Source organism: Bradyrhizobium genosp. P (assembly GCF_049949265.1).
GTDB lineage: Bacteria > Pseudomonadota > Alphaproteobacteria > Rhizobiales > Xanthobacteraceae > Bradyrhizobium.
Map to the genome: position 1 here is coordinate 377,683 of NZ_CP188195.1, position 16,606 is coordinate 394,288.

The window sequence follows — 16,606 nt, forward strand, 5'->3', positions numbered from 1 at the left end:
CCTCGCGAAGTTCTCGCTTCCTCATGCCTTCGAATAAATGTCTTTGTAGGTATCCCGCAAAATGTTCTTCTGCACCTTGCCCATCGCGTTGCGCGGCAATTCGTCGACGACAAAAACGCGCTTGGGCATCTTGAATTTTGCGAGCCGCCCGTCGAGCGTCTTCAGCACTGAAGCTTCGCTGAGATCGGCGCCCTTGGTGCAGACCACGACGGCGGTGACGCCCTCGCCGAAATCGGTATGCGGCACGCCGATCACGGCTGATTCGATCACGCCGGGCATCGCATCGATCTCGCTCTCGATCTCCTTCGGATAGACGTTAAAGCCGCCCGAGATCACCAGATCCTTGCCGCGGCCGAGGATATGGACATAGCCCTTATCGTCGATCTTGCCGAGATCGCCGGTGATGAAAAAGCCGTCCTCGCGGAACTCGGCTTTTGTCTTTTCCGGCATCCGCCAGTAGCCCTTGAAGACGTTCGGGCCCTTAACCTCGATCATGCCGATGGTTTCCGGCGCCAGCACCTTGCCCGTATCGGGATCGGTGACGCGCACGGAGACGCCGGGCAGCGCGCGGCCGACCGCGCCGGGTACGCGCTCGCCGTCATAGGGGTTGGAGGTGTTCATGTTGGTTTCGGTCATGCCGTAGCGCTCGAGTACGGCGTGACCGGCGCGGGCGAACCATTCGCGGTGCGTATCGGCGAGGAGCGGCGCGGAGCCCGAGATGAACAACCGCATGTGCTTGGTTGAATCTTTGTTCAGGCCGGGGTTCTGCAAGAGACGGGTGTAGAAGGTCGGCACGCCCATCATCACGGTCGCGCGCGCCATCAGCCTGATAATCAGGTCCGGATCGAACTTCGGCAGGAAGATCATCGAAGCCCGCGCGAACAGCGTCACGTTGCTCGCCACGAACAGGCCGTGGGTGTGATAGATCGGCAGCGCGTGGATCAGCACGTCCTTGTCGGTGAAGCGCCAGTAGTCGACCAGCGAGTACGAGTTCGACGCGAGATTGTCGTGCGAGAGCATCGCGCCTTTGGAGCGGCCGGTGGTACCGGACGTATAGAGGATCGCAGCGAGATCATCATTGCCGCGCGCAACCGTCGCAAATTCCTTGCTCGCCCTGTCTGCGGCGTCCGTGATCGAGCCCTTGCCCGTGTTATCGAGCGTCTCGACCTTCGCGTCCACCTTTGCGGCGATCGCGGTGATGCCATCGAATTTCGAGGGGTCGCAGACCACGAGCGCCGGCTCGGCGTCGGTGATGAAGTACTCGAGCTCGTTCAGCGTGTAGGCGGTATTGAGCGGCAGGTAGACGCCGCCGGCCCGCACCGTGGCGAGATAAAGCACGAGGCCGGAAACGGATTTCTCGGTCTGCGCCGCGACGCGGTCCCCCGGCTTGACGCCCCTGTTAACCAGCACGTTCGCCATCTGGCCGGCGCGTGCGATCAGATCGCCATAGGAAATGCGGCTGCCGTCGAGCTGCTCGATCGCGAGCCGCGAGGGGTCATCAAGGCCGTCGAACAGGCGGGAAAACAGGTTGGCGTTGGCAGTCGTGTTCATGCAACATCCCGTGAGGGGTGAAAGGGCCGGAAAACTCCGGCTGGATTAGCAAAAACGCCCTTCGGAAAGCAACGGAGACAGTTTGCATGACAAATCATGGGAAACGCGTGGCCTGGGTCACCGGCGGCGGCACGGGAATCGGTGAGTCCGGGGCGGAATTCCTGGCGGCGGACGGCTGGACGGTGGTGGTCTCCGGCCGCCGCAAGGAAGAGCTGGATCGTGTGGTCGCCAACATCGCCAAGAACGGCGGCAAGGCCGAGGCGATGGTGCTCGACGTCAGCAAGAAGGCCGACGTCAACAAGGTGGCTGAGGCGATCGTCGCCAGCCACGGCCGCATCGACCTGCTGGTCAACAGCGCCGGCATCAATGTGCCGAAGCGGAGTTGGGCCGACATGGAACTGGAAGGCTGGGACAAGCTCGTCGAGGTCAATCTCAACGGCGTGCTCTATTGCATGCGCGCGGTGCTGCCGACGATGCGCAAGCAGAAGGACGGCTGCATCATCAACGTCGCCTCCTGGGCCGGCCGTCATGTCTCGAAGATGCCAGGACCGGCCTACACCACGACGAAGCACGCGGTGCTGGCGCTGACCCACTCCTTCAACATGGACGAATGCATCAACGGCCTGCGCGCCTGCTGCCTGTCGCCGGGCGAGGTCGCTACCCCGATCCTGAAGCTGCGGCCGGTGGTGCCGAGCGAGGCCGAGCAGGCCAAGATGCTGCAGCCCGAAGATTGCGGCCGTACCATCGCCTTTGTCGCCAGCATGCCCGCGCGGGTCTGCATGAACGAGATCCTGATCAGCCCGACACACAACCGCGGCTTCATCCAGACGCCGCATAATCGGGATTAAGCCAAAAACTCTCTGAAGCTTGTATCAAGCCTGTAACCCGGATTCGCGACGTTCCATCCAGGTTACAGGCTGCACGGTGATGTCAGCGATTAGTTTCACGCATCACGATAAATTATCCGGCGAAACCGACTCAAGAACCTCCCGTAATTCGGCACAACGACGACACACTCACCGATCGCCTCGTGTCGTCGCCGCCCCATCATCGCCGGCAAAGTCTTGCCGGCAGCTCACTCATCGGGAGATGAAACCATGTCCAAGCGTATTGCCTATCTCGCGGCCGCCGCCTTCAGCGCGCTCGCGCTCACTGCCACCGTCGTCGCCCCTGCGCGCGCCGAGGAAAAGACTGTCATGGTCGGCGGCGCTGCGATGTTCCCGTCGAAGAACATCATTCAGAATGCCGTCAACTCGAAGGATCACACCACCCTCGTTGCCGCGGTGAAGGCCGCCGGTCTCGTCGACACCCTGGAAAGCAAGGGTCCGTTCACGGTGTTTGCGCCGACCAATGCAGCGTTCGCCAAGCTGCCCGCTGGAACCGTCGACAATCTCGTGAAGCCCGAGAACAAGGCGACGCTGACCAAGATCCTCACCTACCATGTGGTCCCCGGCAAGCTCGAGGCGTCCGACCTCTCCGACGGCAAGAAGCTGAAGACGGTCGAGGGCGAGGAACTCACCGTGAAGAAGCAGGACGGCAAGGTCTGGATCGTCGATGCCAAGGGCGGCACCGCCATGGTGACGATCGCGAACGTCAACCAGTCGAACGGCGTCATCCATGTGATCGACACCGTCCTGATGCCGGCGACGTGACACCTGAGAGCCCTGTTTAGTCCCCAGCAAGACAGGCGGAACGGCGAGCCGGGACCTCTCCCGGCTCGCATTTTTGTGACTGCGAAAGACGATCTACCTCAAACTGATAACGCATGGATCTGTAACGGAATGACGGTTCCCGGCGTATAAGCTGGTACGACCTCGATCAGAGAGCACCCATGTCGAGCCTTGCCGTTAACGACGACCATACAACCACCGCGACGCCGGCGAAGGTGATCCAGCCGGCTTGGGTGCGCGCGCTGCACTGGACCAATGCGATTGCCATGGTTCTGATGATCATGTCGGGCTGGCAGATCTACAACGCCTCGCCGCTGTTCAGCTTTACCTTCTCCCACAGCATCACGCTCGGCGGCTGGCTCGGTGGCGCGCTGCTCTGGCACTTTGCCGCGATGTGGCTGTTGATGGTCAACGGTCTGATCTACCTGGCCCTCGGTTTCGCCACCGGCCGCTTCCGCCGCAAGCTGCTGCCGATCACGCCCGGCGGCGTCGTTTCCGACGCCAAGGCGGCGCTGACCTTCAAGCTGTCGCATGACGACCTCAGCAAGTACAATTCCGTGCAGAAGCTGCTCTATGCCGGCATCATCACCGTCGGCGTCGTCATCGTGCTGTCGGGCCTCTCGATGTGGAAGCCGGTCCAATTGTACTGGCTGTCGGTGCTGTTCGGCGGCTACGACATCGCGCGCTATGTGCACTTCACCTGCATGGCGCTAATCGTGGCCTTCCTGGTGATCCATGTCGCGCTCGCGGTGCTGGTGCCGAAGAGCCTGCGCGCCATGATCATCGGTCGTTAGAAAAAGGTTCTGTCATGGGTCGACTTCGCAAACTGCTGATCCCCGGCGTCGACAAGAAGCTGCTCGTGCGCGACGCCGTGAAATCGATGCCGGATCCGACGCGCCGCCGCTTCATCACGACCGGCGCGAGCCTCGGCGCGCTGACGCTGTTGGCTGGCTGCGACGTGATCGACTCTTCCTCCGCGGAGGAGATGCTGAAGCGGGTCTCGAAGTTCAACGACGCAGTCCAGGCCTGGATGTTCAATCCCGATGCGCTGGCGCCGACCTTTCCCGAGAGCATGATCACCAAGCCGTTTCCGTTCAATGCCTATTACGACCTCGACGATGCGCCCGAGATCGAAGCCAAGGATTGGAAACTGGACGTGCGCGGGCTGGTCGAGAACAAGAAGTCTTGGACGCTCGACGATCTGTACAAGCTGCCGCAGGAGAAGCAGGTGACGCGTCACATCTGCGTCGAAGGCTGGAGCGCGATCGGCAGCTGGACCGGCACGCCATTGCGCGATTTCCTCAAGCTTGTGGGTGCCGACACGCGCGCAAAATATGTCTGGTTCCAGTGTGCCGACAAGGATGGCTACAACTCGCCGCTGGACATGCGCACCGCGCTGCATCCGCAGACCCAGATGACGTTCAAGTTCGCCGACCAGATCCTGCCGCGCGCCTACGGCTTCCCGATGAAAATCCGCGTGCCGACCAAACTCGGCTTCAAGAATCCGAAATATGTCGTCTCGATGGAAGTCACCAACGACTACAAGGGCGGCTACTGGGAAGATCAGGGTTACAATTCCTTCAGCGGGAGTTGAAGGAGGCGAGTGGCGAATGGAGAGTGGCGAATAGGTAAACGCATTCCTGTTAGCTATTCGCAATTCGCTACCCGCTATTCGCCGCTTTCGGCCCCACCTTCCTCTGAAACGCCGACAGCAACGCGCCCAACGCCAGCATCGCGGCCGAGACGTTCAGGGCGACCGACAGATTGCCGACCGCGTCGGTGATGGCGCCGACCACGATCGGGCCGAGTGTCTGGCCAATGCCGAAGGCGATGGTCATCGCGGCGATCGCCGTCGGCCAGGACTCCGGTGGGTAGTTGTAGCGGACGAAAGCGGTGGTCGAGCCGACCACCGCGAAGAAGGCGACGCCGAACACCAGCGCCGAGACACCGAGCAACAGCGGTGAGTGGCCGAAGATCGGAAGGCTGGCGCCGAGCGCATTGAAGCCGAGGATGATCGTGGTCGCGAGCCCGCCGCGATCCAGCGCCAGCACACGCCGCCACACCCAGGGCGTCGCGAAGGCGCTGACGCCGATCAGGCTCCAGAAGGCACTCTGCGCCGCCGGGCCGCCGCCGCCGTCGCGGACATAGGCGATCATGAAGGTCATATAGGCGATATAGCCGGCGCCAAACAGGAAGTAGCCGGTGAGGTAGATCAGGACGGGAAGCACGGCGAATTTTGTCCGCACGATGCCGCCGGTGACGATATCTGCGTGGAACGGTGCGAGCAGCAGCGGCACGGTCATGATGACCGCGAGCAGCGTCATCGTCCACCACACGATCCACCACGAGCCGGCGCCAAAACCCTGCAGCACGAAGGGCGCGATCAGTCCCGACAAGAGGATGCCGATGCCGGGCCCCGCATAGAACAGGCTGAGCAGGAAGTTCGCGCGTTCCGGCCGCGAATGCGCGATGGTTGCCGCAAGCGCGCCTCCGCCGACAAACCCGAGCGCGGCGGCAAAACCGATGAGTAGGCGGGCAAAGCTCAGCACGGCGTAATTGCCCGAAATGGCCGAGAGTGCGAGCGACGCGACGCAGGCCAGCGTCGACCAGCGTACCGATGTTACCAGCCCAAAACGCTGGATCACACGCGAGGCGACCAGCGCGCCAATCAGGTAGCCGGCGGCATTGATCGTGTTCATGAAGCCGGCAGCCGAATAGGACCAGGCCAGCGAGTCACGCATATCGGGCAAGACAAGCGAATAGGCAAAGCGCCCGATGCCGAGACCGACCGTCGGGGCTAGCGATAAAATGAGGATCAACCGCGCGGGATGCGCGTAGGAGGGGGCGGGGGCTCTCACAAATCACTCCGGCAATGCGGCCATTGTGGCAGGCCACGGCGGTCCTGCCCAGCGCCTTGGGCGGCAACAGTGTCTTGCAAACGGTGTCTTGCAAAATGAACGATCAGGCGATCAGGCGATCAGGCAATCAGCACGAGCGCCACGCCGATCACGGTCAGCACGGTTCCGGCGACGATCCGCATCGTGATCTCGACATGCTTGAGCATCATCGCGCTCAGCGCCACGGTGACCAGCGGATAGATCGCGGCGAGCGGCGCCACCAGCGTGATCGGGCCGTTGCGGACCGCGGCAAACAGGCTGAGCGCGCTGAGCCCGTTGCTGATCCCGGTCAGCGTGAACCAGAACCGGCCGTCACGTGGGGCCTGCACCATGAAACTACCCTTGCGGAGACGCTGCACCGTGAGCACCACGATCGATGACATAAGGTATCCGACCAGGCAGGCCCAGAGCGGACTCGGCCAGATCGCCAGCCCGAGCTTGGCGATCGGCGGCACCACGCCGCGCACCACCGCGCTACCGAGCGGCAAAAGAAGTGCCCAGCTCCGCCAATGGCCGAGGTCCCGCGGCCGGGTCACGGTGATGACCGCGGCACCCGCGACCGCAACGACGAGGCCGATGAGCTGTTGCGGCTGCAGCGGCTCGTGCAGCAGGACCACGGCGGCCGTGACCGCGAACAGCGGCGCGAGATTGCCCAGCGTCGAGGTGATCACTGGTCCGAGCGCCCGGTTCGATGCGAAGGTCAGTAGCGTCAGCGACGCCGGGAAGAACAGGCCGATCGCCATGAAGACCGGGAGGCCCCGCCAGACCACCGGCTCGCCATGCAGGATCAGCGGGGAGAGCAGCAGGAACAGTAGGGTGAAGGAGGGGACGCTGATGGCGGCGCCCGACAGCGGCTCGACGGTGCGCAGGCCGAGTTGCGCCAAAACGACCCCGGCGCCAAGGAAAATGGCCGAGGCAAAGGCGTAGACGATGGCTGCGGTCATGAGGTCCGTCTTGTTGGCTTCTTCTGGGCGCGGTTTGGTCTTGCGGGGGCATTTTGAGCCCGTCCGGAGCGCCTTGCCAATCCGCCCCGGGCGTTTTAGCACTCGCGCCTGACGATGACGGGCATGCCCGATTGAGTGAGGTAACGACCATGGCGACCCATAAACTGCTGCTTCTCCCCGGTGACGGCATCGGCCCCGAAGTGATGGCCGAGGTGCAGCGCGTGATCGACTGGCTGAATGCGCAGGGAATCGCAAAATTCGAGACCGAGCAGGGGCTGGTCGGCGGCTCGGCCTATGACGCGCACAAGGTGTCGATCTCCGAAGGCGACATGGCCAAGGCGACTGCGGCCGATGCCGTGATCTTTGGTGCGGTTGGCGGCCCCAAGTGGGACAGCGTGCCCTATGAGGTGCGCCCCGAGGCGGGCCTGTTGCGGCTGCGCAAGGATCTTGAGCTGTTCGCCAATCTGCGTCCGGCGGTGTGCTATCCGCCGCTGGCCGACGCCTCCAGCCTGAAGCGCGAGGCGGTCGAGGGCCTCGACATCATGATCGTGCGCGAGCTCACCGGCGGCGTCTATTTCGGCGAGCCGAAGACCATCACCGATATCGGTAACGGCCAGAAGCGTGCGATCGATACCCAAGTCTACGACACCTACGAGATCGAGCGCATCGGCCGCGTCGCCTTCGAGCTCGCGCGCAAGCGCCGCAACAAGGTGACGTCGATGGAAAAGCGCAACGTCATGAAGTCGGGCGTGCTCTGGAACGAGGTCATGACCCAGATGCATGCGCGCGAATACGCTGACGTCACGCTGGAGCATCAGCTCGCCGATTCCGGCGCGATGAACCTCGTCAAGACGCCGAAGCAGTTCGACGTCATCGTCACCGACAATCTGTTCGGCGACATGCTATCCGACATCGCGGCGATGCTGACGGGATCGCTCGGCCTGCTGCCGTCGGCATCGCTCGGCAAGGTCGACGCCAAGACCAAGGAGCGCAAGGCATTGTATGAGCCGGTGCACGGCTCGGCGCCCGACATCGCCGGCAAGGGCCTCGCCAATCCGATCGCCATGATCGCGTCGTTCGGCATGGCGCTGCGCTATTCCTTCGGCATGGGCGATCTCGCCGACAAGGTCGATGCCGCGATCGCGGCGGTGCTCGCCAGCGGATTGCGCACCGCCGACATCAAGTCGGACGGCACAACCGCTGTCACCACGACGCAGATGGGCGATGCGATCCTGAAGGAATTGCAGAAGCTGCACGCGTAAAAACTGCACTGTCATTCCGGGTTCGATGCTACGCATCGCCCCGGAATGGCGAAGCCCTCAAACAAAAATGGCCGGGACAAGCCCGGCCATTTTCACGTCAACAGATCGCTGAAACGCTCAGTACAGCGGGAATGTCCGCGGATAGCCGCCTAGATCGGACGGCGGGCTGAGCGGCTGGCGATCGATCGGGCGGTTGTTGTTCTCGCGCGCGAACGACGGATAGCCGACATCCGGCGGGAATGCATAGTCGGTGAACTTGCGGTCGCCCGGCTGCACTTCGACGCCGGCATCGAGCCACGAGCGCGTGGTGACGTAGACGCGGGTGCGCGGGCCCTGCTGGTAGACGCGGTTTGGACCCTGCGGGCCGTAGTAGCGGCGGCCGTCGCGGTCGTATTGCTGCTGCTGCTGTTGCGCGCGCTTGGTCGGGGTCTGGGCGCTCGACGAGGTCACGCCGAACGCGGTTGCGGTGACGGCAGCCGCTGCAAGCAACACCACGAGCTTGTTCGCGGCAGAAAGATTGAAGGTCATCGCATCCTCGTCATTGCGGCCCCGTTGGGCCTGGCGCGTCGCCAAAATCGATTGGAACGCATTGTAGCCGGGGTGGGCGGCGCGTCACTAGGTCAATTGCGCCACACCGCCGGACATAATTGCCGAGAGTGGCGCAAAAGTTTCATGAAAACCAGTGTCTTGCCACGGTGTCGCCATCAAAGCGCACCGCGCATCCTCGGATTTTCGCTGCCCATGACCCAGTCCGATGACAGCGCGGGCGGGCCAGAGGTAGCGCAGTCCGTGCGCCTCAGCTCGGCATGGGCAAATATCTCGGCCAGCTTCGGATCGTTGCCCGCGGTCAGCAAGGTCAGCCGGTTGAGCATGCAGCTGATTGCGGCACGCTGCGCCGGCAGGCTGGCGCGCTGGCAGGTCCAGCCGGAAATCCGGACATTCGGCGCCTCGACCTGCTTGAAGAAGCCGAGGCAGGCACGGCCGCCGCCCCGCGCCACGGGTTCTAGAAGAGCGACGCTGCCGAACTTGCTGTCGATGATCCCTGCGGCTTCGAGCTCGCGCGCGCCGCCCGGATCGAGCTGCGCCGCGATCCCGGCGATCGGCGGTTCCGCAGCCTCGCCGCCGGGGCGGTAGATCTCCAGCTCGGCGGCGGGCTTATGCTCGGCGTCGGTCCAACGGAAAACGTCCTTGCGGCCGCCGTCAGGATGCCGAAATATCTCATAAGTCTCTGTTTTATCGCGCGGATCGACCCGGCTCACGGCAAAGGCCGGCACCGGGCGGTTGGCCAGACTCCAACTCGCGGCCGCAGGCGCCATCGCCGTTGCGTCCGGAAGCTGCTGCCATAGATAGACCCCAAGGACACCGAACAGAGCCAGCGCGCCAGCATAGGCGAACAGTCCGGAGAACGTCGCATAGACCTCGTCGACGAAACTCGTCAGCGCCGAGGGAATTCCCGTACGATGGGGAGGAGACCGGTTGGCCTGAAACAGACGCATCAAAACGCTCGAACGCTAACGCTAACGTTGTCTTGATGGGCTTTCTCGCATAGAAGATTAAACGCTTCCCTACTATGCACGCCATTGCACAAGAATGCACTTATTTACCAAGTGCTTAGATCGGAGCCCAGGTTGCATATGCGGGCTTGATAGAGCAGGGCTGGACGGCTACTTGTTAGTGCAAATGTTAGTGCACAACAGGGGATTTCGCCCATGCCGCGATTGTCTCAAACCGACGTTACCAAAGCCATAGCATCCGGCCGCAACTTCAAGCTCTTCGATGGCAACAGCCTATGCCTTCACGTTCGCAACGGCTCCGGCATCTGGCTATTTCACTATCGCGATGGCCGATCGATGCGGACGCGCTCGCTGGGATCAGCCGCCGACATGTCGCCATCCGCCGCGCGTCGCGCTCGCGAAGATTTCGCGGCGGAACGCCGTAGGGCTCGCATCCCGCGCCGGGGCCTTGCCGTGCTCAACTCCGCCGCGCCGGCTGCCGACCCTAAGAGCGATACATCGAAGCGCATGCGGTTCGCCGATCTCGTGGACAGCTTCATTGAATTGAAGGCGTTGGAGTGGAAGGTGACGAGCGATGAGCCGCACCTCTATGGCCTCTTGAAGACCGGCACGCTCGGTAAGCTATGGGCGGACGAGATCACCCATACGGACGTTGAGACCGAATTGCGAACTCGCTGGGGCGATGCCCTCACCAATGCCGACAAGTTCCGGGGCCGGATCGAACGCGTAATCAACCACGGGATTGCGAAAGAGGCCCGGTCCGGCGATATCCCGAACCCGGCCCGTAAAGAGATCATCAAAGAGTTGATCCCGTCCGCTCCGAAGAGCACGCCACGGCCAGCGATGCACCGTGACGGTGTCCCGGCCCTTATGGCTGAGCTTGTCGCCGATAGCTCGCCGGCTGCCCGTGCTCTTGCATTCGCGGTTATGACCGTCGCCCGCAACGCGGAAGCTCGCTTGGCAGACTGGAGCGAGATTGTAGGCAGTGATTGGATCATCCCCGGCGGCCGGGAAGAGAGATCAATGAAGGAAGGCGACGAACACGCGGTGCCGCTGTCGGCCGCCGCGCTGGCCTTGCTGGGGCCTCGGAAACCATCTGGCCTGATCTTCGGAGAGATGCACAAGTCGGCCTTGAATGACGTGCTCGCCTCGCTCCGTCCTAATGCCCCTGTAACGGTGCACGGGATGCGCACCGCCTTTACCTCGTGGGCCAAGGCCGCCGGCTATCCGAAGGACCTCCGCGAGCTTGCCAAGGCGCATGCGGCTGGCCGCACCGCTACCGAGGCCGCGTATGAGCGATACGACAGGGCCGATCAATTGAAGGCGTTGCGGCCGATGCTTCAAGCGTGGAGCGACTACGCAATGAGCGCGATCACGGGGATGAGGGCCGCTTCATGAGCAAGCCGTAGCTGCTACCCGAGCCATCTCAAACAAAACCCCGATGCTCTGTGGGAGCACCGGGGTCAATCGTGTCTAGTCACAACGGCGGACCCTGCGGACCGAGCCGTCGTCACGCTCGATCGTGACGGAGCGGCATCCGCGATCGTAGTCATAGGCGCGATAGGCGGGTCGATCGTATCCGTAGGTCCGATAAGCGGGTCGATCGTAATCGCGGTAATAGCGCCGCTGTGGGCCCACTTCCACGCCGCCGAACGGCGTATCCACGGCAACCTGCGCTGACGCAGGTGCAACCGAGATCGGCGTGGCGATGAAACCAGCAACCGCCAACACGCTAGCCAGTAACAGACTTCGCATAAGAGGTTCCTCCTCAGTGATTGCGCATTGCCTCAACGTCACAAGCCAGGCGGCGTTCCTACGCTAGCCTCAGGCGATTGAAATTCGGGTGGCTGCGCAAGGGGGTCCGCGTGGACCTTCTCCTCTACTCCTCGACCTCGTGAACCACGGTGCGCGTCTCCGGATCGACCAGCATCACCCGATCTCCAGAATAGACGTACCGATATCTGGTGAGCGATGGACCCCACTCGTCAGGCACCACCTGTAGCTGGACGTCGCGAGGCACGGGCGAGCCGATAACGATCTTTTCGCGCGTCTCAGCCGGCCGAATGCTGTGCTCGGTGATGTAGCTATGGATGCGCGTGCGATACTGCGGCTCGATTTGAACGGCCGTATGTCGGGTATCGGTCGTGACAACGGTGCTTTGGGCAAATGCGCCGGTCGATGCCAGCACAGCGGCGACGGCTATCAGCAAGCTCTTCATTGCTCTTCCTCCTCCTCAGCCACTCGATGCGGCCTGCGAGAACGAACCACCCGCTGTTGGCAAGGTTCCAAGAAAATGAAACGGCCTCAGTGGGGAAGGACTGAGGCCGCTTCGGGACGTGTGATTGTGTGCCTTGGGCAATGTCGGGGCACGGCCTAGTTACAACACACAAGCGGAAAGGTTCCAGTGCACTTGGGTCGGTACCGACCTGCTTACTCAGGCCGCTTCAATTCGCGTGACGCGACCCAACCGGCTGCCTTCTCCAGCGGATCGGCTACCTCCACAATCCTCGCGTATTCGCACTGAGGGCATTCGAACGTTTGGAGTTCAAATCTGGCGCGTCGGGGGCGGCGACGATCGGCCAGCACCATCAGAGCGCTGCACTTTGGGCAAAGGGGCGCGATGATCATGCGATGGTCAGCGCTCGGCGTGTTGGTCACGGATGCTCCGCCTTCTCCCTGCGCAGAACCGCGATGATCGCGAACAGGTGTCGCGAGTGGCGCGAATGAGTGCCCGCCTTCACTGCGGACCATTCCTCCGCCGCCGCCCATACCTCCGCCGCCACCGTGGCCACCTGCGAAAGCCGGCGACCCTGACAAAAGTGCGATGGTGACGCAAACAGCAACAACAGACTTGGACATCTTCGCTCTCCCTTGCAAACCGGATCATTCCGGCGATAGGAGGGACCTTATGTGCGGCCTTAGAAGTTCGCCGTGACCCAAGTCACGTTCGTCATCGCGTAGTTCGCCGCGTCGAGTAGGGTCACGAGCTTTCGGCCATCGGGCAGAACGATGGCGTCTGTGAAGCGGCGTTTCCAGTCCGGCCGCTTGCTAATGACGCCAGCCCTCTTTGTCGGTCGGCCGGTAGCCATCCGGCATGCGCGGCGCTTCACCATCCGCCGGCCGGTTGCACCAAGGGCAGGGCGCGCCGGCCCCGCCGCATGTGCAGGCGTGTTCGCCTTCCCACGGCCGATTGGGATGGTTTTCGCAGACCCAGCCGCAATCTTCACACAGCGTGCATCTCAAGTGCGCCTGCTTATGACGGCTCTCCGTCAAGATCATATTCCCTGGCTAGGTCCTTCGCAAAGATGAAGGCGGCTGCCGGTGCCATCGCAGGACCATTGCAAAGCTATCTTGCATTAAAGCGCTCCCATAGGAAACGCCTCGCGCGGAAATTCATCACTTGCAATTCGTCCTTGAACTTGAACGCTGCTCTCCCGCCGTCTCGCCATTCCCAAGTCCAGTCTACATGTTCGATGAGGCCGGTTCCGGCCAGCCAACAAAGTTGGCCGATGGTGCTGTCGGTAGCCGCGACGATCTCAACAAACGAAAACATGCTTTGCCAGTGATCTAACCCCGTCAGGCGTTAGTTGCTTTTCATCCGCCGTTTTAGCTCGACCGAAAGGCCCGCTGCCGCTTCGAAGATGGCCTCAAGCGGATACGAACCGCAGTACTTGCTCATTGCGGCGAGTATCCCGGGCGCATCCATTGTTTTCAAGAAGTCGGAGTTGTCAGGGCCGTTTCTTGCCGACAGGAAACCGAGCACCCACTGATCCTCAGCATAAGCCTCTTCATTGTCTTTGGAATGGTTCGCTGTCCACGTGCCGCAAGAATGCGTGCCCAGTCCCAACACCGTTTGCGGTGTTCCAGCCAAGGCCGTTGAGGTTGCTGCCAGCAATAGAAAGCACGGGAGTAGGTGTCGCGTGATCATGGCGCGCTCTCTGATGCGATTAGGTGGGCAAGCTAGGACAGAGAGCAGTCTCACTTGCTTCGCCCTTCGTCCCTAGCGCAAAAACTAAAGCCGCCGCTACCGGGTTGAGAACGGCGCGACGGCTCTGGGCCAACTACGCTACGTGGCCCGGCGAGAAGTGTCGCCGAGACTGGTGAACAAACCATTAGGCGGCAGCGGCCTTCACCCGGAGAGCATCGCCCTGCCGGCAGACTTAACTCAACAGGATGTCGGTTGCGCCTCGTCCAAGTACTTTAGCGCCTCGTCTACACTGGCAATTGCCGCATTGATTTTCGCAAGGTACTTTGTCGTCGCGGCTTTAAGATCGCTGCCCGGTACGCTCCTCGAAATGAGGGTCGTTGCGTCCCGACGGGTGCGCACCAATTGTTTGCGCTGTTCCCGCAGCGCTTTTGTGATGTCGATCAAATTGGGCATGGCTCAGCTTGCACCCTGAGCATCGATTTGTGCGCGCAGAGCTAACTCTTGCTGATCTTTTGGGAGCGAGTGAAAATTGGCCGCTTCGACCAACCAGTGCTCGACTAGCTGTCGCTCTTCCTCGGAAAGCTTGCGACCACCGTCCATGATGAAGCCGCCGCTGAATTCCTTGCAGAGAAACGTCGCCGCGAACTGTTTCTTTTTCCGCCGCATGCTAGCGAACAAGCCTGATGGTGCTGCCAGTTCGTTGCGGTAATCGATGATAGCACTGACCACCTTGTAGAACGCATCCTTTATTTCCGGTTGAGCTTCGGACATTGCGTATAGCTGCTGTTGCGTAATCATGGTGCCGCGTCTCCGGTTGCAACCACGGGGAGAGTATAATGCAGCGGCCCACGTGACGCGAGCGAACTTCGTCGGAGAGCCGGCGAGTTCAAAGAGCTGGCGAAGGCTCTCCGGCGGGCGGACTTCCTAGACGGCAACCTTCCATGGCAATGAGCCGGCGCAGGTTGTGAACTTCTACGGGACAACCCTTTCAGAACTTTCCCCAACTTCTACCGTATTTTCTTTTTCGATCGGAGACCTTCGCGGTCAGTCCGACCCATAGGGCATAGGGGGATAGGCATTGCGCCCCAAAATGGGACATACCCGGTAGCACAATACCAGTCGTTAGCCATACGGCCCCCGCGCATATCCGGTGTTATGACACATAACGCGCAACTCACTGATATCACTGCATATAACGAGGTGGTAGCGAATACCTATGCACTGGTGGTATTAACGATGTCACAATACAACCTGTACGCGCGTGAAGGAAACCACGTCACATTCATACCTTGCCCCCTGCGCGCTCTGGCAGCCGACATGCGTCGAGCGCGGGTCAAGCGCGATCTTGCAGGATAGTTAATGCCAGCGCGAGGGTTAACCCAGATTAAGCTTTATAGTTAAGGTTGGCGACCCGAGGCCGTCTTGAGCAACGCTCAAGTTAAGGGTTTGTTATGGTTAATAATTAAGGTTAACGCGCCCCGGAGGATGAATAAACCTAAACTATTGAGGCAGTTAGAGCGCAATTCGTGCCGATCAAACCCTAAACCATGTAGCCGGAGGCGGTTTGTCACCGTGTCACCGTCAAAATCGAGTTTTCTACTCCGGTGTCAGAATTTATATAGGAATAATATGTGTGTTTTAACGGTGACACGGTGACAATGATGATCTCATTGAAGAATTTCCTGTCACCGTGCGGTGACAGCCACGGTGACACGGTGACAAACCCCCGAGCCCGGCAAGGGCCATCGGGGGCCGTGGGCTGATCGCTATCCCCGTTGTGACGTGACAACTTCGCCGGGTAGTGCCCTATTAACCGCAGCAATGGCCATCGCTTGCGCCGGCTTCGGGCAGGGGCATTCTCCGGAGCATGGAGGCCGTCGCTCACCAACGAAAGATCAGAGATCGCGAGGCCGCGCGGGATGCGTCAGGCCGTGCCGATGACGATACGCGCGACTACATCTATGTCGAGCCGATCACGCTGGAGCAAGCTCGCGCGTTCATTCTCAAATATGAGTGGCTGGGCACTGTCGGCCATCCTCGCGCTTGCTACGGCCTCCTTGATGGTTTCGGCACGCTGATCGCCGTCGCGACCTTCGGCATTCCGGCTGGTCAAGAGAGCCGCGACATCTGCGGACGGGATAACCGCGACAAAGCCATCTGCCTTGAGCGCGGCGCGTGCGCGCACTTCGCCCATAAGCATACAGCGTCCCACTTCATTCCCCGCGTGCTGGAGATGGCGTCCCGAGATCACGGTTGGACCATCTTCTATGCCTACGCCGACGAAGCGGCGGGCGAGATCGGCACCATCTACCAAGCCTGCAACTGGCTTTATATCGGACAAGGTACCGGACGGCCTTCACATCGTGGTCGCTGGCAATATCGGCGGCGAGACTGGCCCAAGGGCGAATGGATCGATGAGCGGAGCTTCTATCGTCGTGGCCATTCCATCGCCGACGTGACCGGCCCTGGTGCTCAATGGACCCGTCGCGGTGCCGAGCCGAAACACAAATACGTTCAGCTTGTAGGGGACAAGCGCGAGCGCAAGGCTCTCCGCGCAGCGCTCCGCTACCCGCCGCAGTCGTATCCGAAGCGGAATATCCGTAAGACGAAAATTCATCAGGTCAAAGACGGTCGCGGACGCCCGGCGACAGGCATCGACCCCTCCGTCACAATCCGCCTGCCGGCCGACTTGCTCCAATGGGTCGATAAGAAGGCGAAGCGCGAACCGGGCGGCCGAACTGCTATCATCCGGGGTCTGATCGCGGACGCCGCTCACAGCAAATCGAGCATCTAATCATTGAACTCGTGAACGGGATTGGGTGAGGCGAGGGCCGGCATAG

General features: G+C 61.5%; 17 protein-coding genes and 1 pseudogene. 8 read left to right on the forward strand and 10 right to left on the reverse strand.

Annotated elements, in window-relative coordinates; genetic code table 11:
• Positions 1–21: 21 nt before the first annotated feature.
• Positions 22–1,551 (reverse strand): malonate--CoA ligase, encoded by a 1,530-nt coding sequence (locus tag ACP2YO_RS01885; RefSeq protein WP_426438520.1) that lies wholly within the window; start codon positions 1,549–1,551, stop codon positions 22–24.
• 86 nt (positions 1,552–1,637) lie between these two features.
• Here ACP2YO_RS01885 and ACP2YO_RS01890 point away from each other — a divergent pair, with 86 nt between their 5' ends.
• The 4 genes from ACP2YO_RS01890 to ACP2YO_RS01905 all read left to right on the forward strand — a co-directional run bounded on the left by ACP2YO_RS01890 (position 1,638) and on the right by ACP2YO_RS01905 (position 4,815).
• The gene (locus ACP2YO_RS01890) at positions 1,638–2,399 is read left to right on the forward strand and encodes an SDR family oxidoreductase (RefSeq protein ID WP_426438523.1); all 762 of its coding nucleotides are present in this window, start codon (positions 1,638–1,640) and stop codon (positions 2,397–2,399) included.
• Between the two features lie 249 nt (positions 2,400–2,648).
• A complete protein-coding gene (locus tag ACP2YO_RS01895; protein WP_426438525.1) occupies positions 2,649–3,203 on the forward strand; it encodes a fasciclin domain-containing protein in 555 nt (184 codons plus the stop codon).
• A 179-nt stretch (positions 3,204–3,382) separates the two neighbouring features.
• Positions 3,383–4,015 (forward strand): cytochrome b/b6 domain-containing protein, encoded by a 633-nt coding sequence (locus ACP2YO_RS01900; protein ID WP_426438527.1) that lies wholly within the window; start codon positions 3,383–3,385, stop codon positions 4,013–4,015.
• Between the two features lie 14 nt (positions 4,016–4,029).
• Positions 4,030–4,815 (forward strand): molybdopterin-dependent oxidoreductase, encoded by a 786-nt coding sequence (locus ACP2YO_RS01905; RefSeq protein ID WP_426438529.1) that lies wholly within the window; start codon positions 4,030–4,032, stop codon positions 4,813–4,815.
• 67 nt (positions 4,816–4,882) lie between these two features.
• Here ACP2YO_RS01905 and ACP2YO_RS01910 read toward each other — a convergent pair whose 3' ends face one another.
• Both ACP2YO_RS01910 and ACP2YO_RS01915 read right to left on the reverse strand, forming a co-directional pair.
• The gene (locus ACP2YO_RS01910; protein ID WP_426438531.1) at positions 4,883–6,079 is read right to left on the reverse strand and encodes a YbfB/YjiJ family MFS transporter; all 1,197 of its coding nucleotides are present in this window, start codon (positions 6,077–6,079) and stop codon (positions 4,883–4,885) included.
• Positions 6,080–6,198: 119 nt separating this feature from the next.
• Complete coding sequence (locus tag ACP2YO_RS01915; RefSeq protein ID WP_426438533.1) at positions 6,199–7,062, reverse strand: EamA family transporter; 864 nt, start codon at positions 7,060–7,062, stop codon at positions 6,199–6,201.
• A gap of 149 nt (positions 7,063–7,211) precedes the next feature.
• On the opposite strand from ACP2YO_RS01915, the gene leuB reads away from it, so the two are divergent.
• Positions 7,212–8,324: a 3-isopropylmalate dehydrogenase gene (gene leuB, locus ACP2YO_RS01920; protein WP_426438535.1), complete on the forward strand. Its 1,113-nt coding sequence runs from the start codon at positions 7,212–7,214 to the stop codon at positions 8,322–8,324.
• A gap of 117 nt (positions 8,325–8,441) precedes the next feature.
• Here the strand turns inward: leuB and ACP2YO_RS01925 are convergent, their stop codons facing one another.
• Together ACP2YO_RS01925 and ACP2YO_RS01930 are read right to left on the reverse strand one after the other, a co-directional pair.
• A complete protein-coding gene (locus ACP2YO_RS01925; RefSeq protein ID WP_426438537.1) occupies positions 8,442–8,852 on the reverse strand; it encodes a hypothetical protein in 411 nt (136 codons plus the stop codon).
• A gap of 176 nt (positions 8,853–9,028) precedes the next feature.
• Entirely contained in the window at positions 9,029–9,820 is a 792-nt protein-coding gene (locus tag ACP2YO_RS01930; RefSeq protein ID WP_426438539.1) for a hypothetical protein, read from the reverse strand.
• A 213-nt stretch (positions 9,821–10,033) separates the two neighbouring features.
• On the opposite strand from ACP2YO_RS01930, the pseudogene ACP2YO_RS01935 reads away from it, so the two are divergent.
• Positions 10,034–10,195: pseudogene (locus tag ACP2YO_RS01935) on the forward strand (hypothetical protein); the annotation flags it as partial.
• Positions 10,196–10,345: 150 nt separating this feature from the next.
• The gene (locus tag ACP2YO_RS01940) at positions 10,346–11,236 is read left to right on the forward strand and encodes a tyrosine-type recombinase/integrase (RefSeq protein WP_426443542.1); all 891 of its coding nucleotides are present in this window, start codon (positions 10,346–10,348) and stop codon (positions 11,234–11,236) included.
• A 75-nt stretch (positions 11,237–11,311) separates the two neighbouring features.
• On the opposite strand, the gene ACP2YO_RS01945 is transcribed toward ACP2YO_RS01940, so the two are convergent.
• The 5 genes from ACP2YO_RS01945 to ACP2YO_RS01965 all read right to left on the reverse strand — a co-directional run bounded on the left by ACP2YO_RS01945 (position 11,312) and on the right by ACP2YO_RS01965 (position 14,564).
• Positions 11,312–11,593: a hypothetical protein gene (locus ACP2YO_RS01945; RefSeq protein WP_426438541.1), complete on the reverse strand. Its 282-nt coding sequence runs from the start codon at positions 11,591–11,593 to the stop codon at positions 11,312–11,314.
• Positions 11,594–11,717: 124 nt separating this feature from the next.
• Positions 11,718–12,056, reverse strand: coding sequence for a DUF1236 domain-containing protein (locus tag ACP2YO_RS01950; protein ID WP_426438543.1), 339 nt, complete (start codon positions 12,054–12,056; stop codon positions 11,718–11,720).
• A gap of 1,365 nt (positions 12,057–13,421) precedes the next feature.
• Positions 13,422–13,766 (reverse strand): hypothetical protein, encoded by a 345-nt coding sequence (locus ACP2YO_RS01955; protein ID WP_426438545.1) that lies wholly within the window; start codon positions 13,764–13,766, stop codon positions 13,422–13,424.
• A 237-nt stretch (positions 13,767–14,003) separates the two neighbouring features.
• The gene (locus ACP2YO_RS01960; RefSeq protein WP_426438547.1) at positions 14,004–14,219 is read right to left on the reverse strand and encodes a hypothetical protein; all 216 of its coding nucleotides are present in this window, start codon (positions 14,217–14,219) and stop codon (positions 14,004–14,006) included.
• Positions 14,220–14,222: 3 nt separating this feature from the next.
• On the reverse strand, positions 14,223–14,564 hold the full coding sequence (locus tag ACP2YO_RS01965; RefSeq protein ID WP_426438549.1) for a hypothetical protein: 342 nt from the start codon (positions 14,562–14,564) through the stop codon (positions 14,223–14,225).
• 1,069 nt (positions 14,565–15,633) lie between these two features.
• Between ACP2YO_RS01965 and ACP2YO_RS01970 the strand changes: the two genes are divergently transcribed.
• Positions 15,634–16,560 (forward strand): hypothetical protein, encoded by a 927-nt coding sequence (locus ACP2YO_RS01970; protein ID WP_426438551.1) that lies wholly within the window; start codon positions 15,634–15,636, stop codon positions 16,558–16,560.
• Positions 16,561–16,606 lie beyond the last annotated feature (46 nt).

What these genes read in the sequence shown, in the direction of transcription:
- ACP2YO_RS01890 (WP_426438523.1), top strand. Translation starts at nt 1,638, where the DNA reads ATGACAAATCATGGGAAACGCGTGGCCTGGGTCACCGGCGGCGGCACG.
- ACP2YO_RS01885 (WP_426438520.1), bottom strand. Translation starts at nt 1,551, where the DNA reads ATGAACACGACTGCCAACGCCAACCTGTTTTCCCGCCTGTTCGACGGC.
- ACP2YO_RS01950 (WP_426438543.1), bottom strand. Translation starts at nt 12,056, where the DNA reads ATGAAGAGCTTGCTGATAGCCGTCGCCGCTGTGCTGGCATCGACCGGC.
- ACP2YO_RS01905 (WP_426438529.1), top strand. Translation starts at nt 4,030, where the DNA reads ATGGGTCGACTTCGCAAACTGCTGATCCCCGGCGTCGACAAGAAGCTG.
- ACP2YO_RS01955 (WP_426438545.1), bottom strand. Translation starts at nt 13,766, where the DNA reads ATGATCACGCGACACCTACTCCCGTGCTTTCTATTGCTGGCAGCAACC.
- ACP2YO_RS01915 (WP_426438533.1), bottom strand. Translation starts at nt 7,062, where the DNA reads ATGACCGCAGCCATCGTCTACGCCTTTGCCTCGGCCATTTTCCTTGGC.
- ACP2YO_RS01945 (WP_426438541.1), bottom strand. Translation starts at nt 11,593, where the DNA reads ATGCGAAGTCTGTTACTGGCTAGCGTGTTGGCGGTTGCTGGTTTCATC.
- ACP2YO_RS01925 (WP_426438537.1), bottom strand. Translation starts at nt 8,852, where the DNA reads ATGACCTTCAATCTTTCTGCCGCGAACAAGCTCGTGGTGTTGCTTGCA.
- ACP2YO_RS01960 (WP_426438547.1), bottom strand. Translation starts at nt 14,219, where the DNA reads ATGCCCAATTTGATCGACATCACAAAAGCGCTGCGGGAACAGCGCAAA.
- ACP2YO_RS01970 (WP_426438551.1), top strand. Translation starts at nt 15,634, where the DNA reads ATGGAGGCCGTCGCTCACCAACGAAAGATCAGAGATCGCGAGGCCGCG.
- ACP2YO_RS01895 (WP_426438525.1), top strand. Translation starts at nt 2,649, where the DNA reads ATGTCCAAGCGTATTGCCTATCTCGCGGCCGCCGCCTTCAGCGCGCTC.
- leuB (WP_426438535.1), top strand. Translation starts at nt 7,212, where the DNA reads ATGGCGACCCATAAACTGCTGCTTCTCCCCGGTGACGGCATCGGCCCC.
- ACP2YO_RS01965 (WP_426438549.1), bottom strand. Translation starts at nt 14,564, where the DNA reads ATGATTACGCAACAGCAGCTATACGCAATGTCCGAAGCTCAACCGGAA.
- ACP2YO_RS01940 (WP_426443542.1), top strand. Translation starts at nt 10,346, where the DNA reads ATGCGGTTCGCCGATCTCGTGGACAGCTTCATTGAATTGAAGGCGTTG.
- ACP2YO_RS01900 (WP_426438527.1), top strand. Translation starts at nt 3,383, where the DNA reads ATGTCGAGCCTTGCCGTTAACGACGACCATACAACCACCGCGACGCCG.
- ACP2YO_RS01930 (WP_426438539.1), bottom strand. Translation starts at nt 9,820, where the DNA reads ATGCGTCTGTTTCAGGCCAACCGGTCTCCTCCCCATCGTACGGGAATT.